At 60.6% G+C, this 13,692-nt stretch carries 17 protein-coding genes and 1 pseudogene; 7 read left to right on the forward strand and 11 right to left on the reverse strand.

Features of this window, described 5'->3' with window-relative positions:
- Position 1: 1 nt before the first annotated feature.
- Positions 2-463, reverse strand: a complete 462-nt coding sequence (locus NKI29_RS08470) for an AI-2E family transporter (RefSeq protein ID WP_502896652.1) — start codon at positions 461-463, stop codon at positions 2-4.
- 64 nt (positions 464-527) lie between these two features.
- On the opposite strand from NKI29_RS08470, the gene NKI29_RS08475 reads away from it, so the two are divergent.
- Complete coding sequence (locus tag NKI29_RS08475) at positions 528-818, forward strand: site-specific integrase (RefSeq protein ID WP_502896653.1); 291 nt, start codon at positions 528-530, stop codon at positions 816-818.
- On the opposite strand, the gene NKI29_RS08480 is transcribed toward NKI29_RS08475, so the two are convergent.
- Complete coding sequence (locus NKI29_RS08480; protein ID WP_352795868.1) at positions 804-1,322, reverse strand: RES family NAD+ phosphorylase; 519 nt, start codon at positions 1,320-1,322, stop codon at positions 804-806. The two genes, NKI29_RS08475 and NKI29_RS08480, sit on opposite strands and share 15 nt — an antisense overlap.
- Positions 1,319-1,708, reverse strand: coding sequence for an antitoxin Xre/MbcA/ParS toxin-binding domain-containing protein (locus NKI29_RS08485; RefSeq protein ID WP_352795870.1), 390 nt, complete (start codon positions 1,706-1,708; stop codon positions 1,319-1,321). Before NKI29_RS08485 ends, NKI29_RS08480 begins: the two co-directional genes overlap by 4 nt.
- Before the next feature lie 568 nt (positions 1,709-2,276).
- Here NKI29_RS08485 and NKI29_RS08490 point away from each other — a divergent pair.
- Complete coding sequence (locus NKI29_RS08490; RefSeq protein ID WP_352795984.1) at positions 2,277-2,951, forward strand: protein-L-isoaspartate(D-aspartate) O-methyltransferase; 675 nt, start codon at positions 2,277-2,279, stop codon at positions 2,949-2,951.
- 38 nt (positions 2,952-2,989) lie between these two features.
- Here the strand turns inward: NKI29_RS08490 and NKI29_RS08495 are convergent, their stop codons facing one another.
- Complete coding sequence (locus tag NKI29_RS08495) at positions 2,990-3,328, reverse strand: hypothetical protein (protein ID WP_352795871.1); 339 nt, start codon at positions 3,326-3,328, stop codon at positions 2,990-2,992.
- Positions 3,329-3,595: 267 nt separating this feature from the next.
- Here NKI29_RS08495 and NKI29_RS08500 point away from each other — a divergent pair, with 267 nt between their 5' ends.
- The gene (locus NKI29_RS08500; protein WP_352795872.1) at positions 3,596-4,402 is read left to right on the forward strand and encodes a PA3715 family protein; all 807 of its coding nucleotides are present in this window, start codon (positions 3,596-3,598) and stop codon (positions 4,400-4,402) included.
- Positions 4,403-4,526: 124 nt separating this feature from the next.
- On the forward strand, positions 4,527-5,075 hold the full coding sequence (locus NKI29_RS08505) for a class I SAM-dependent methyltransferase (protein WP_352795873.1): 549 nt from the start codon (positions 4,527-4,529) through the stop codon (positions 5,073-5,075).
- A 29-nt stretch (positions 5,076-5,104) separates the two neighbouring features.
- Here the strand turns inward: NKI29_RS08505 and NKI29_RS08510 are convergent, their stop codons facing one another.
- The 3 genes and pseudogenes from NKI29_RS08510 to NKI29_RS08520 all read right to left on the reverse strand — a co-directional run.
- Positions 5,105-5,317 (reverse strand): hypothetical protein, encoded by a 213-nt coding sequence (locus NKI29_RS08510; RefSeq protein ID WP_352795874.1) that lies wholly within the window; start codon positions 5,315-5,317, stop codon positions 5,105-5,107.
- A gap of 101 nt (positions 5,318-5,418) precedes the next feature.
- Positions 5,419-5,652, reverse strand: a complete 234-nt coding sequence (locus NKI29_RS08515) for a DUF6429 family protein (protein WP_352795875.1) — start codon at positions 5,650-5,652, stop codon at positions 5,419-5,421.
- A gap of 166 nt (positions 5,653-5,818) precedes the next feature.
- Positions 5,819-6,020, reverse strand: a pseudogene (locus NKI29_RS08520) (3'(2'),5'-bisphosphate nucleotidase CysQ); the annotation flags it as partial.
- Positions 6,021-6,328: 308 nt separating this feature from the next.
- On the opposite strand from NKI29_RS08520, the gene NKI29_RS08525 reads away from it, so the two are divergent.
- Positions 6,329-7,915, forward strand: coding sequence for an adenylate/guanylate cyclase domain-containing protein (locus NKI29_RS08525; RefSeq protein WP_352795877.1), 1,587 nt, complete (start codon positions 6,329-6,331; stop codon positions 7,913-7,915).
- A 202-nt stretch (positions 7,916-8,117) separates the two neighbouring features.
- Here NKI29_RS08525 and NKI29_RS08530 read toward each other — a convergent pair whose 3' ends face one another.
- Complete coding sequence (locus tag NKI29_RS08530) at positions 8,118-8,309, reverse strand: type II toxin-antitoxin system VapB family antitoxin (protein WP_352795879.1); 192 nt, start codon at positions 8,307-8,309, stop codon at positions 8,118-8,120.
- Positions 8,310-8,936: 627 nt separating this feature from the next.
- Between NKI29_RS08530 and NKI29_RS08535 the strand changes: the two genes are divergently transcribed.
- Positions 8,937-9,569, forward strand: a complete 633-nt coding sequence (locus NKI29_RS08535; RefSeq protein WP_352795881.1) for a class I SAM-dependent methyltransferase — start codon at positions 8,937-8,939, stop codon at positions 9,567-9,569.
- Between the two features lie 25 nt (positions 9,570-9,594).
- Positions 9,595-9,717 carry a hypothetical protein gene (locus NKI29_RS08540; RefSeq protein ID WP_352795883.1) on the forward strand — a complete coding sequence of 41 codons (123 nt, stop codon included), beginning with the start codon at positions 9,595-9,597 and terminating at the stop codon, positions 9,715-9,717.
- Between the two features lie 115 nt (positions 9,718-9,832).
- Here the strand turns inward: NKI29_RS08540 and cysQ are convergent, their stop codons facing one another.
- From cysQ to cysD, 3 genes are read right to left on the reverse strand one after another with little or no spacing between them, the layout of a single operon-like run.
- Complete coding sequence (gene cysQ / locus NKI29_RS08545) at positions 9,833-10,621, reverse strand: 3'(2'),5'-bisphosphate nucleotidase CysQ (RefSeq protein ID WP_352795986.1); 789 nt, start codon at positions 10,619-10,621, stop codon at positions 9,833-9,835.
- Between the two features lie 10 nt (positions 10,622-10,631).
- Positions 10,632-12,569, reverse strand: a complete 1,938-nt coding sequence (gene cysN / locus NKI29_RS08550; protein ID WP_352795884.1) for a sulfate adenylyltransferase subunit CysN — start codon at positions 12,567-12,569, stop codon at positions 10,632-10,634.
- A gap of 2 nt (positions 12,570-12,571) precedes the next feature.
- A complete protein-coding gene (gene cysD / locus NKI29_RS08555) occupies positions 12,572-13,477 on the reverse strand; it encodes a sulfate adenylyltransferase subunit CysD (protein ID WP_352451750.1) in 906 nt (301 codons plus the stop codon).
- Between the last annotated feature and the right edge of the window lie 215 nt (positions 13,478-13,692).

Below are 13,692 nucleotides of genomic sequence, written 5' to 3' on the forward strand. Positions count from 1 at the left end.
ATCAATCCGTCACGGACTGATGCGGTAGCTCACCAGGGCGCGTCGGCGCTGACTCGGGCTGATCAGTCAATCGGTTCTTCAGCACATCGATGAGGCTGATTGTGATGGCGATCACCGCGGGGCCGAGGACAAGGCCGGATGCTCCGAACAAGACAATGCCGCCGACCGAGCCGATAAAGGCCACCACCGTGTGGAGGCGCAACCGATTCCGGACAAGCATCGGATAGAGCAGATTGTCGATGCTGCCGACAACGACGCCGCCGCAGACCGTCAATATCGCCGCGCTGGCCCAAGCCCCCTGCAGCGCGAGATAGACCGCTGCCGGCACCCAGATCACAAATGCCCCGAGCACAGGCACGATGGCAAGAAGTCCCATGACAAGGCCCCAAAAGACCGGGGTGGGCACGCCGAGCCACCAGAACATCAGGCCGGCCAATGTTCCCTGGACGGCGGCGACAAACACGGTTCCGAGCAGTGTTGCATGGGCGGTCTCAGCCACTCGTGGCCGGAACAGCTACGAAAACAGTTTGAAACGCGCCGGCATCACTGAAGGCGCCGTGTTTCGCGGCCTCGACCGCTGGGGCAATCTCGAAGCGCGCGCCCTGACGCCGCAGGCCGTCAATCTGATCCTGAAGCGGCGCATCGCCGAGGCCGGGCTCGATCCGCAAGCCTTCTCCGCCCACAGCCTGCGCTCCGGCTATCTCACCGAAACCGCACGCCGCAGCAGGCCTCGAAGTACTACAATGACGCGGAACGCACGCTCGGGCGGGTCTGAGTCGCAATTCGATCCGACCCTTGCGGCGTCAGTTCCAGGATAATTGGTTCCGAGGCAGCCGGCGTCCCGGATCGATCACCTTGACCTGGTGCGGGAGCACCTCGCCCCAACTCCATAGCACGAGGTTCTGATCGGATGTGTCGGCACCTGGCGCGAAGCTGGGCACGAGAATGCCGAACTTGCCTTCAGCAACGAGGCGGTCATGGATGCTCCATGAGGGCGGCCGTTTGCCATCGGCGAGAAAATCCATCCAGGCACAAGCCATATCTTCGAACCGGATCCCGGCGTCGGCCTGGCCTTGCGCCATCCTCAGATCGACAATGTCATCGCAATCGATCTCGTATGAGCAGAGCACGCAGGGATCAATGCGATGTGCAAAACCCTGATTGGCCTCCTTCACGGCCGTCATGATGTCGAGCGCCAGATAGAGCGTAGGCACACCTTTCGGGTTGAACCTGGCACCCCGAATAGCCGCTCCGTCGCCTGAGATAGGTTGGAAGGACCACCGCGGATCATGGGCGCGGTAGCAAATTCCGGCAAACCTCAAGCAAAGCCACCAACGGCGACATGATCCAGGTAGTCGCGAACCGCGCTGGCCTTGCCTTCCTTAACCAGAGCTTCCGCCGTCCGCCCGCCGAATGCCGGTATCGGCTGGGCCCGGTACCAGGCCATCGCCTGCTCCTTGCCTCCAGCCCAGTCGATCACCCTGCTGATGATCTCAAGCATTTCACGAAGGCGACCTTGCGTCTTTGCAGCACGGCTACGCTCAGCCCTATAGAGGGTTTCCCGCGCAAGACCCGCCGTTTCGGCAAGCTGACCTTTGGACATACCGAATCCATCCGCAACCTGGGCGACAGCGATCTTCCCAGCCCGATCCATATAGGACAGCACCAACGGTTCGTTCTGAACTGGAACTTTCGACGCTTGGATCATCCCTGTCCCCCTTGCCATATCCAGAAACACATTTCTTGTGCATAAGATATGGCATTAGCGACGGATTACAAGCCTCGGTTGGCTGACGAGGCGTCGTTGAGGCCTCACCAGACGCATTCACACGTTCGTGTTCTGGCACATTCCTTGTGTGTACAAAAGCCCCAAAAAACGGCCCAAAAACCGGCCAAATGCACGCGCAACGTCCAGTTCTCCCGATCGGCCGCCCATTGGCGATCCCCGCGTCTCGACCGAGGATCGGGCGACCGACGCCCAGGTCGACGAGGTCAAGGCGGCTGGCTGCCGCCTCGTCCACCAGGAGCACGGCTCCGGCGCCTCGCCGTCCCGGCCGGTGGTGGCGAAGCTGATGCGCGAGATAGCCGTATGTGGGACACACCGCTATGGCGATATAGCGCCCAGAATCTCCAGGGTCGTCGCCGGCGATAGCCTGCCAAGACGGTCACCCACGCTTGCCCTGGGCACCCGTAATGGAAACGATGGCGGGCGCTACCGTGACGAACAGGATATAATGCTCACCGGCAGCAAGCTGGTTGAGGAAAGCCCCACCGTCATGAAGCCAATGAACGAAGAGCACCTCGCGGTCCTACGCAGGCACATGGTCGAGATGATTGCAATCCATACCGACCTTGCAAGCGAAGAACTCGGCAAGGCGGCGCTCGATGAGCGGGTGATGGCAGCGATGCGGCGAGTGCCGCGGCATCTCTTCGTGCCAGCCTCGGTTGCACCTTATGCCTACCAGGACATGCCGCTGCCGATCGGCTTCGATAAAACCGTCTCGCAGCCATTCATCGTCGCTCTCATGACCGATCTCCTTGCTCCCCAACCGCACGAGGCGGTGCTCGAGATCGGCACTGGCCTGGGCTATCAAACCGCAATCCTCGCGGAACTCGCCGGGCAGGTTTGGAGCGTAGAAATCATCGAGGAATTCGTAAGCCGTGCGGAGGCTCTCCTGCAGGAGCTAGGCCTATCCAATGTCGGCATTCGTGTCGGAGACGGGTCTCGCGGCTGGCCCGAGCATGCCCCATTCGACAAGATCCTGGTCACGGCGGCGGCTGAGCAGACACCGCCGGCTTTTCTGAAGCAACTCAAGCCGGGGGGACGGCTGGTTCTGCCTTTGGGATCTAAAGAAGCACAGTTTCTGACTGTCATCGACAAGGATGCGGAAGGGCAGCTCGAGACCCGGAAACTTATCCCGGTTCGGTTCAGCTGGCTCGAAACCGCCTAGTGAGGTGCGACAACTGGCGCGACCGCGCTTTCGGACCGTCAATCAGATGCCAGCCTTCCGCGTTTCTTCGCCCTTGCAACCTCGGCCGTGGCTTCGGCGCCGATCTGGGGTTCGTAGCGCAGCCGGTTGACTTCACCGGACCTCAGGCTCGAGTCGGGCGGCAGGATTCGATCGGGCAGCGAGAGCGTTCCCGTGCCCGATAACCCGAAACGTTCAGGCTGACGGCGGGATCTTCGGTCGGGAAGTCCAGGTTCAGCAACCGGACCGACACCCACGGGAATGTTGAAATTTCGGTTTTCGAGCGCCTCGGCCTTACCGGTGATATGAATGCCGCCCTCCAGCGCGTTCTGCTTCTGCTCGGCCTCGAGCGAGGCCATGATCTGTTCACCTTGCGCGCCCTCGCCGCTCTTGACGCGAAATACCACGATGCTCTGAGCTGGGCGTCCCAGTTGTCTTTCGTGGCATAGGCCAGCATATCCACCTCTTCCTGCGTAGGGACGCCCTTGCGAACATCCATCTGCAAATGGGGCAGGTGCTTGCCTTGGATCGGCACTGTGCGCCGCCACCAATCTCGCGTAGAAGGGCCCTGGCCGAACCCGGCCCTGCGACGCGAGAACTCCATGCGAATAGTGTTGCCTGTCCTGTTGCTCGGCGCCGCCCTCGCCAGCCTGTCGCCCGCCCGGGCAGCGGCCGGCGATTGCGGCGATGCCGCCGCCCTGGTGCAGCAGGCCTATCCCAAGGCCCGAAAGAGCGCCGACGGCGCCTCGTTCACGCTTGAACCGCATACCAGCATCGTCTCAACGCTCCCGGAGAGCGATGCGCCATTCGGCCTGGTCTGCAAGATTTGGCCCGCCGATGTCGACCTGCTGTTGGTCGCAGTGCCGCTGATTGACAGGGCTAACGGCGACCACCTGCATGTCGGCGCTATCGAGCTTCTGGTCGTCGACAGGAATACGCTGCGTGTGCGCCAGCGCCTGCTCCAGCCCGGTCTGATGACCGATGACGCGATTGTCATCGAGAAGGTGGAATTCGACACCGGCCGCTATGCACTGGCCCCTGAGGTAACCGCCTTCGGCCTGAGCATCGAACTGGCACACCATTCGCTGACCGCTCCCTTCACTGAAACCGACCTGCGGCTCTACGCTCTCACCGGCGATACGTTACGCGTGGTGCTCGACGGCCTCGTGGTGGCCGGCTCTGGCGGCGATAGCGATGGTAGTTGCGCCGGATACTTTCATTCCAGCCAGGTCAGCCTGGCGATAAGCCCGGCGAGCCATCATGGCTATCACGATATCACCGCGATTGAGCGGTCGAATACCGATAATCCCTCCCCCGACCAGAATGGCGAATGCCAGTCCCATCCTGGCAAGCCTGTGAAGCGGACCTACCGGATGCGCTATGACGGCAGCCGCTATGCGGTTCCCGCGGCACTCAAGGTGATGGGGTTGTGACGCGGCCGCACACGTCCCTGCCTTGGTTCGTCAATGTGATCAATTCCAGTTGAAAGGGTATCGACCATTAATTCTCTCGTGGTAGGAGGCGCTCAAGGGGGCTCTTCCCAAAGGAGCTGATGATTTGTGGTGGTCAAGATTCAAAAGGGGTTTTGCCGGAACGTGGGACGACAGACTTGACGGGCTATTCTCCGCAAAGGTCGACTACGCCGGAAAATCCATTCTCGATGTTGGCTGCAATATGGGTGTTGTCGCCTATGAGATATCCAAGCTGAAACCCAGTTCGATCCATGGGATCGACATTGCCAAGCCGCATATCGAGACTGCAAAGATGTTGTTGAGTGGCTCCCCGGTGCATGCCAAGTTCGATCGCCTGAATCTTGGCAGCCGGCGCCTCGGCAATATCCTTCTACCCAAATACGACATCGTCCTGCTGCTGGCCGTCTATCAGCACATGCAGCGCAACATCGGCCCGGGCAAGGCGCGAAGGGTGCTTTCCAATATTGTGAGGCGCACCTCGAACGTTGTTGCCCGCGTTCCGCCTGGAACGGATGGCGAATTCATCGAAACGCTTTCTGACGAGGGGTTCCAGGTCAAGAGCACTCACACATCGCCTCTTGGTAGTCATGTGCTCGTGCTTGAGAAACCTGCCTTCGGAAATCCGCAGCCATGATGACACATTGCTTGTGGTAGTCTGCCTCTTCAACATCCATGTACCAGCAGCGGGCGCAGACCCGCTGCCTGCCTGCAACTCGGCTCGGGCAGCGCCGATTCGCCGGCAGAAAGCATTTTGCGGATGGACTTCGCGCCAATGCCGTTGACATTGAGGGCCGCGGCTGCGGTGTTCTCTGCCACTGCCTTAACAGACTGGATGCGCCCGTTGGCGCAGGTGACGAAGACGAATTTGTCCGCCACGGCGAGAGCACTGGCCGTCCCGCCTGCGGTCAGGCGCCGCGCGTTATCGAAATTCAGCCATGTGCGCTTTCAGCTCGTAGTCGCCCGTCCGGCGCTCTGGCTCAGGGCGCCGGGCGAGTGAACACGGCTCGGAATAGCTGCTCCGCACGCCGCAGTCCTTCATCTGTCAGAACCACTGACTTCGCCTTGTTTGCCGGATTCGCGATCAACCCCTTCTCGTGCAAGCGATCCAGAGCGTTCCAATCCAAACCCTTCAAGGCGCGCCTCTCTTCATGCAGCGTCAGCCAAAGCAGGCCCAGAACCGCTTCGTCGATCTTGTCGGTGTCGATCTCCATGCAAGCAGTCTAACACGCGAAAGCGCCGCTGCCACGATCCACACCGGATAGTTACTCCCTGCCACGAGCGTTCGGCTGAAAACAAGTGCCTCACTCAGGCGTCGCATCCGCGACGGCGTCATTGGGGGGCGACGAGCCGGGACGGGATTGGAGTTCATCATGATGCCTAAGCGGCCGGGGCAGCGTTGCCGCTGGCAATGAAATGCGAATTGGCGAAATCCTCGTCGTCGCTCTGGTTGCGCTTACCGCAGGCGAGCGGCGCGCTATCCAGCGTGCGCGTCATGCCGCCGGCAGCGCGCAGCACCGTCACCCGCCGCAGGGTCCCTTTCCATAGTGCGGCCGAAGCGCGGATACGTTTTGCGGGACGCTTTCTTTTCCGACCCGCTCTACGACCGCAGAAGTCTCAACCTTGCTAGAGGTGAATTTTTGACCCCTGAGCGGTTATCGCGGAGCGCATTCCGGGCCATAACCGACGTTGCGACATCCCTTCACTGATTCACTGTCCGTCAGGCGCCAGAATGCGAAATCCGCTGTGAGGGTCGGGGCTTCGCAACAACCGCTCAAGGTCGGTCCGACGTTGCAGGGCTGATGTGTTTTCATCGAGCCAAGACTGACTCTGGTACCGTGCCGGGAATGAGCTATAGTTCAGATAATAAGACGGCCGGGCGCCTGCACAATGGCTGGACTGGGAGAACAGATTGCGCGTCAGCAGCGCACCATGGGACCGCTCCTGGTGGCGGCAGTGGTCATCGGCCTTATCGGTCTGCCCGTCGCAGCCTGGCTCGACCTCCGAGACCTGTCGGAACGGATGCTGCGCAGGCAAGCCAGCGAAATCAGCCGCATCATCGACGAAATGCGCGGATTCTACGGCAGCGACGTCGTGGGACGCGTGCTGCAAGCTAACGGCGCTGTGACTGCGACGCACAACTACCGGGACGTGCCAGGCGCGATCCCTATTCCAGCAACCCTCTCGATCGAACTCGGCAAGCGCATCAGCGCTCACGACGGCTCGGTCAAATATCGGTTCGTCTCGGATCTGCCTTTCAAAGGTCGCGCGCCCCACCAGCTCGATGCGTTCGAGCGGAATGCAATCTTGGCTTTGCGCGCCAACCCGAAGGAGCCGATCATCGAGGTCTCGGGTTCACTGTTTGACCGGCAGGTCCGCGCCGCGGCCCCTGTTGTAATGGGACAAGTGTGCGTGACTTGCCATAACTCACACCCGGACAGCCCCAAGACGGACTGGAAGGTAGGGGATGTCCGAGGGATCCAGGAGATATCAATCAATCAGCCTATCGCTGCGAACGTGCTGACCTTCAAGTATCTGCTCCTATATTTCGGTTTCGCGGCGGCGGCGGGCCTGACGTTCATTCTCCTGCAGCGTCGGCAGTCCGCGTTGATTCAGGGCATCAACAAGGAGCTTTCGGAGGCAAACGACTTTCTGGCCGCGATTTCATTGAAGATCGCCAAATATCTTTCGCCTCAAATCTACAAAAGCATCTTCAGCGGCCAGAAGGACGTCACCATCGCGACCGAGCGCAAGAAGCTCACGATCTTTTTCTCCGACGTCAAGGATTTCACCGCGATCGTGGAACGGCTCCAGCCCGAGGACCTGACGCTTCTCCTCAACGAGTACTTCACCGAGATGTCGACGATCGCGCTCAAACACGGCGGCACCGTCGACAAGTTCATCGGCGACGCGCTTCTTGTGTTCTTCGGAGACCCCGAGACACAAGGCGTCGAGGAAGACGCGAGAGCCTGCTTGCGCATGGCTGTCGACATGCAGCGTCGGCTGGAGCAGTTGAACAGGGTGTGGCATGACCGCGGAGTTGAACGGCCCTTCCGAGCTCGCATGGGCATCAACACGGGCTATTGCAATGTTGGGAACTTCGGTTCCGATGATCGGATGGACTACACGATCATTGGAGCCGAGGCGAACTTGGCGGCCCGGCTGCAGTCGATTGCCGAGCCCGGCGGCATCTGCCTCAGCTATGAGACTTACGCGCTCGTGCGCGACCTTGTCCGGGCGCGTCCGTTAGCCCCGATTGCCATGAAGGGGATCAGCCGGGAGGTTGTCCCCTACGAAGTCGAGGGCCTCCTGGGTGAACTCGCCCAGCGCCCTCAGGTCATCAGCGAGCATGCGACTGGTCTCGACTTGTTCCTCGATGTTGAGGCAATCGACGACAACGGGGTGGAGCGGGCGAAGAAACGACTTTCGGAGGCGCTCCTGGCCTTAACCATCCGAAGCAAGCCCGCCGCATTTTAGGTTCTTGAACGTGATCCAATCTGGATCGTGGCCAGCCAAGTAAAGTCCGGTTCAACACCGTTCAGCCGCGCCGGGTCCCGGCCAGGAGTTTGCGCGCATCATCCTCGTTGGTCATCAGCGCCGTCAGCGCCGAGGCATCGATGAACATCAGTCATTCTCGTACAGGCTGTCGCGAAACGCCTTGTCGGCGGGCCTGCCGTGTTCAAGGCTTGCCCTGGGCTCGCAAATCACGGCAGAACCTGACGCCGATCTCCACCAGGGACGGTCTAGCCTGTTCGCGTTCAAGCTCATGCTTGAGCGCGGCATGGACGGCCTCGGTCAGACCGGTCCTCTTGAGCGCGGCGACCCGGCGGGCCAGCGCGTCGGTCTTGGGATTCTTGGTGTGGAACGCCATGACTCGCTCGTATAGCCGTTCAAGTGTATCGGGATATAGCACACCGTGTGAAGGTCCGGGGAGCGTCGACCGGAAGGGTCACCAACGGAATCGGCCACGCCAACCGACCGAGTTGGCGGCTGCGCCTCGCTTGCCGCAGGCTGGATGGGGACCGTAACCCTGTTGTTTACAGACCCCGAGCATATCTGATCGGTAAACGGCGTTTCCGGATACCTTTCGGGAGTGGCCGCGATCTGTGAGGTTGCCGATCCTGTATTGGGATTGGAGATCGGCTTGGACTTGACCGGTGCTCGACGAGCCGCTGGCTGAGATCGCCGGTCTGCTCGATATCACGGTCGATGCCATGACGGGGCGAATCTCCTGCTGCTCGGCTGACTCGACGTTATATCAGGGGGCGCTAATTATCGGCCCTCGGGTCAAAAACCTTAGAAGGCCGACATGCCGAAACCATCTTGGAACAACGCTCGGGGAAGCCGACTTCTATCTCTTTTTCGCAGCTATGCTGATCGTATCACAACGCGGCGGGTCACACGCAAACTTGATTCGAACGGAGATTGGCTGAGAGCCCTCACCCTGACACTCCTCCCGACGAGGAAGGCTCATCACTGCAATGCCTGCGATCGCGGTGTGGCGGCTTTTTACCGTTTCGGGCGATACACGCTTATTTGCCCGCTTTGTCATGCCCTGGATCGTGAGCGGTTTTTGATTTGTGCTCTAGACCGTAAGCTTCTCGCGCTTCCGGCGGGACCGCTTAGAATTCTCCAGATTGCGCCGAGCGAGAAGGGGCTTTCAAAGAGACTATCTCAGGCGGGCAACCTCATTAAAGGCGATATCGAGCCCGGACGGTACGGCCCCGATACCGTGCAGGTTGACCTAATGAACATGAACGGCACCAGCGATCTCGATATTGTCGTCTTGTGTCATGTCATGGAGCACGTACCTGACGATCGGCATGTTTTTCGGCAAGTTTGGTCATCCCTTAAGCCTCGAGGACAGGTCTGGATCCAAGTACCGCTTATCTATCGTCAAACGCTCGAAGCGACGCCATCCATGTCACGGAGCGAGCGCGACGAGCGCTTCGGCGGATCAGATCACGTGCGAGCCTACGGACCCGATATCAAGGAGCGTATCGAGGACGTGGGTTTTACGGTCGCTCGAATAAATTCAGACCGTATACCTGCCGCCGATCTCGAGCGTCTTGGGCTTCTCCCCGATACTCTCTTTATCGCCGAACGGCCCGAGCAACACAATTCGGATTGAGAGCGCGAAGTTCCCGACGCCATCCATGGTGGCGATCATCGCTACTGTGGGCAAGCGCATCGCGGATCGCGTCACGCTGCACATTCCGACAGCCAATTTCCCTATTCGATCGTCGATCCGAGAAGCTCTGATCGCGGCCAGCAGTTAATGTCACACCTGCGCTTTCAGACCGGTCTGGAACTGCGCTTACCGGAGGGATAGGTCGTGCATCCGAAGAACGCCGGTCAGGTCTGACGCGGTCCTTTGGTTTGCCCAACCAAGGTCTATGGGGATTGAGCAGCCTTGCCGCTGGCGATAAAATGCGGATTCGCGAAATCCTCGTCATCGCTCTGGTTGCGCTTGCCGTAAGCGAGCGGCTCGCCATCCAGCGTGCGCGTCATGCCGCCGGCAGCGCGTAGCACTGCGTCACCCGCGGCAGTGTCCCATTCCATGGTGCGGCCGAAGCGCGGATAGACGTCCGCCTCGGCGCCGGCGACAAGGCAGAATTTCAGCGACGAGCCGACCGAGACGATCTCGGCGGCGCCAAGCGCGCGGATATAGGCGTCGGTTTCCGGCGTGTTGTGGGAGCGGCTGGCAACGACGGTCAGCGGCACAATACCGGCCCTTGCCGAAATCGACTGGCGATCGACGATCTCGTAGTCGTCATTGATCTCGATCGTTTCCGCTTTGCCCGGCCGGCCGGAAAAGAAGCGGCCGGTGCAAGGCGCGAAGACGACGCCGATCTCAGGCACGCCATGGCGAACCAGCGCGATATTGACAGTGAAATCGGTGCGGCGGTTGACGAATTCCTTGGTGCCGTCGAGCGGATCGATCAGGAAAAAGGCGTCGCCGAGATCCGGTGCCATGATGCCGGCCGAAGCTTCTTCCTCGGCCACGCACGGAATCTCCGGAAATGCGGCGCGCAGCCCGGCAAGGATGATCTTTTCGCTCTCGCGATCCGCCTCCGTCACTGGCGAACTGTCCGACTTGCTGTCGACCGCACAGCCGGCACGAAAGACGCGCATCACCTCGCGCCCCGCCGCCAAGGCAAGGTGCTCGAAGACGGCGAGCATCGCTTCGTCGTCAGATACCGCCGCCGCTGTCATATTGGTCTTCGGCAATGTCCCGCTCGTTCAGCCAGTGTTCCAGGGCGTCCACCATCTCCTCGGCCGATCTGCCGAGTGTCTTGAGATGGATTTCGGGCTTTACCGGCACCTCATACGGTGAATCGACGCCGGTGAAATTCTTGATCTCGCCGTTCAACGCCCGCGCATAAAGGCCCTTCGGATCGCGCCTGGCGCATTCCTCGAAGGGGGTGTCGACAAACACCTCGACGAATTCGCCGTCGGCCATCAATTCGCGCGCCATGCGCCGCTCGGCGCTGAACGGCGAGATGAACGACACGATGACGATCAGCCCGGCGTCGGCCATCAGGCGTGCCACTTCGGCGACGCGGCGAATGTTTTCGACACGATCGGCGTCGGTGAAACCGAGATCGCGGTTGAGGCCGTGACGGACGTTGTCGCCATCCAGAATGTACGTATGGCGCCCACTGGCGAATAGCTTCTTTTCGAACAGATTTGCGATCGTCGACTTGCCCGAGCCCGAAAGCCCGGTGAACCAGAACACGGCCGGCCGCTGGTTCTTCATATCGGCGCGGGCGCGCTTGCCGACATCGAGCGACTGCCAGTGGATGTTTTCGGCGCGGCGCAGCGAATGCAAGATCATGCCGGCGCCGACCGTGGCGTTGGTGATGCGGTCGATCAGGATGAAGGCGCCGGTGGTGCGGTTTTCGGCAAACGGATCGAAGGCGATCGGCGATCGCGTCGAGATATTGCAGATGCCGACTTCGTTCATTTCAAGCGACTTGGCCGCCTCATGGGCAAAGTCGTTGACGTTGACGCGGTATTTCAGGTCGGTGACGGTGGCGCTGGTCTGGTCGGTCTCGGTGCGCAGGATGTAGGAGCGGCCGGGCAGCAGAGCGTGTTCGTCGAACCAGACGATGTTGGCGGCGAACTGGTCGGCGACCTGCGGCCGCGCTGCCGGCGACACCAGCATATTGCCGCGCGAGACTTCGACCTCGTCGTCGAGGACAAGGGTGATGGCCTGGCCGGCGATAGCCTGCTGAAGATCGCCGCCATGCGAGACGATGCGCCTGACACGGGAGGATTTGCCGGATTTGGCGACGACCACCTCGTCGCCCGGCGCAACCGACCCGGAGGCTATGGTGCCGGCGAAACCGCGGAAATCGAGATTGGGGCGGTTCACATATTGGACGGGAAACCGGAACGGCAGTTCGACCGCGGCCTCGTCCACCGAGACCGTTTCGAGATGTTCGATCAGCGTCGGGCCGGAATACCAGTCCGTCCTATCGGAACGGCCGGTAACATTGTCGCCATAACGGGCCGACATCGGAATTGGCACGATCGACTGGAAACCAAGATCGCGTGAGAATTGCCCGTAATCCGCGACGATCCGTTTAAAAACCGCCTCGTCGAAACCGACAAGATCGATCTTGTTTACAGCGAGCACAATGTGGCGGATGCCAAGCAGCGAGGCAATGATCGAATGCCGCCTGGTCTGACGCAGCACGCCCTGGCGGGCATCGATCAGCACGATGGCGAGATCCGCCGTCGATGCACCCGTCGCCATGTTACGTGTGTATTGTTCGTGGCCGGGCGTGTCGGCGACGATGAACTTGCGCTTTGGCGTGGCGAAGAAGCGATAGGCGACGTCGATGGTAATGCCTTGCTCGCGCTCGGCCTCGAGGCCGTCGACCAGCAGCGCGAAGTCGACGTCATCGCCGGTGGTGCCGTGCTTGCGCGAATCGCGCTCGAGCGTGGCCAGCTGGTCCTCGAAAATCTGCTTGGTGTCGGAAAGCAGGCGCCCGATCAGCGTCGACTTGCCGTCGTCGACCGAGCCGCAGGTCAGGAAGCGCAGCAGCGACTTTCGTTCCTGCGCCGCCAGATAGTCGCGGACGCCGTCCGTTGGGGCGAGGCTCTTGGCCATAATATGGCGCATGCTCAGAAATACCCCTCGCGCTTCTTCTTTTCCATCGATCCGGCTTCATCACGGTCGATCAGGCGACCTTGCCGCTCGGAGGTGCGCGCCGTGAGCATTTCTCCGACTATCGCCTCCAGAGTATCGGCTTCCGAGTCGATCGCGCCCGTCAGCGGATAGCAGCCGAGCGTGCGGAACCGCACCATCCGGTTCTCCACCGTCTCGCCGGGCCGCAATTGCATGCGCTCGTCGTCCCTCAGGATGAGCATGCCGTCGCGCTCGACGACGGGCCGCTCCTTGGCCAGATACAGTGGCACGATCGGGATGTCTTCCTGGAGAATGTACTGCCAGATGTCGAGCTCGGTCCAGTTCGACAACGGGAACACCCTGATCGATTCACCGGCAGCGATGCGGGTGTTGAAAATCTTCCACATCTCCGGCCGCTGGTTCTTCGGATCCCAGACATGCTGGGCGTTGCGGAACGAGAAGATGCGCTCCTTGGCGCGCGACTTCTCCTCGTCGCGACGGGCGCCGCCGAAGGCTGCGTCAAACCCGTATTTGTCGAGCGCCTGCCGCAGCGCCACCGTCTTCATCACATGCGTATGGGTGTTGGAGCCATGCTCGAACGGATTGATGTTGTCACGCACGCCGTCTTCATTGACATGCACCAGGAGGTCGAAACCGAGCTTTTGCTGCATCTGGTCGCGAAAGGCGATCATCTCGCGGAATTTCCAGGTCGTGTCGACATGGAGAAAGGGAAAGGGCGGCTTGGCCGGATAGAATGCCTTCATGGCAAGGTGCATGAGCACGGACGAATCCTTGCCGACCGAATAGAGCATCACCGGCTTGGCAAATGCCGCGGCCACCTCGCGAAAAATATGGATGGATTCGGCCTCAAGCCGCTGAAGGTGCGTAAGTGCGATGTTCATGGACTGCGAGCGTTCTTTCGTACCGATCCACGGAAGGGCCTGCATCGGAGGCGACCTTCAGCCGCCCGATTCAAACTGCACTTCCGGACAATCTATTCTCGTGCGGGCGTTCTAGCAGATCGTTCCGGTCCAGAACAATGCAAGACAGGCTTGCGGCCGAATGGTTCGGGAATGAATTTTCCATGCAGATGGGTAAACTGGGAAATTTCTGCTCA

This window comes from Mesorhizobium sp. M0678, assembly GCF_040320505.1.
Lineage (GTDB): Bacteria > Pseudomonadota > Alphaproteobacteria > Rhizobiales > Rhizobiaceae > Mesorhizobium.

Excerpts from the sequence above, each read along its gene's own strand:
- NKI29_RS08515 (WP_352795875.1), bottom strand. The coding sequence starts at position 5,652 with ATGGAGATCGACACCGACAAGATCGACGAAGCGGTTCTGGGCCTGCTT.
- NKI29_RS08540 (WP_352795883.1), top strand. The coding sequence starts at position 9,595 with ATGGTGGCGATCATCGCTACTGTGGGCAAGCGCATCGCGGATCGCGTC.
- cysD (WP_352451750.1), bottom strand. The coding sequence starts at position 13,477 with ATGAACATCGCACTTACGCACCTTCAGCGGCTTGAGGCCGAATCCATC.
- NKI29_RS08490 (WP_352795984.1), top strand. The coding sequence starts at position 2,277 with ATGAAGCCAATGAACGAAGAGCACCTCGCGGTCCTACGCAGGCACATG.
- cysN (WP_352795884.1), bottom strand. The coding sequence starts at position 12,569 with ATGCGCCATATTATGGCCAAGAGCCTCGCCCCAACGGACGGCGTCCGC.
- NKI29_RS08495 (WP_352795871.1), bottom strand. The coding sequence starts at position 3,328 with ATGGCCTCGCTCGAGGCCGAGCAGAAGCAGAACGCGCTGGAGGGCGGC.
- NKI29_RS08530 (WP_352795879.1), bottom strand. The coding sequence starts at position 8,309 with ATGGCGTTCCACACCAAGAATCCCAAGACCGACGCGCTGGCCCGCCGG.
- cysQ (WP_352795986.1), bottom strand. The coding sequence starts at position 10,621 with ATGCTCGCCGTCTTCGAGCACCTTGCCTTGGCGGCGGGGCGCGAGGTG.
- NKI29_RS08485 (WP_352795870.1), bottom strand. The coding sequence starts at position 1,708 with ATGATCCAAGCGTCGAAAGTTCCAGTTCAGAACGAACCGTTGGTGCTG.
- NKI29_RS08525 (WP_352795877.1), top strand. The coding sequence starts at position 6,329 with ATGGCTGGACTGGGAGAACAGATTGCGCGTCAGCAGCGCACCATGGGA.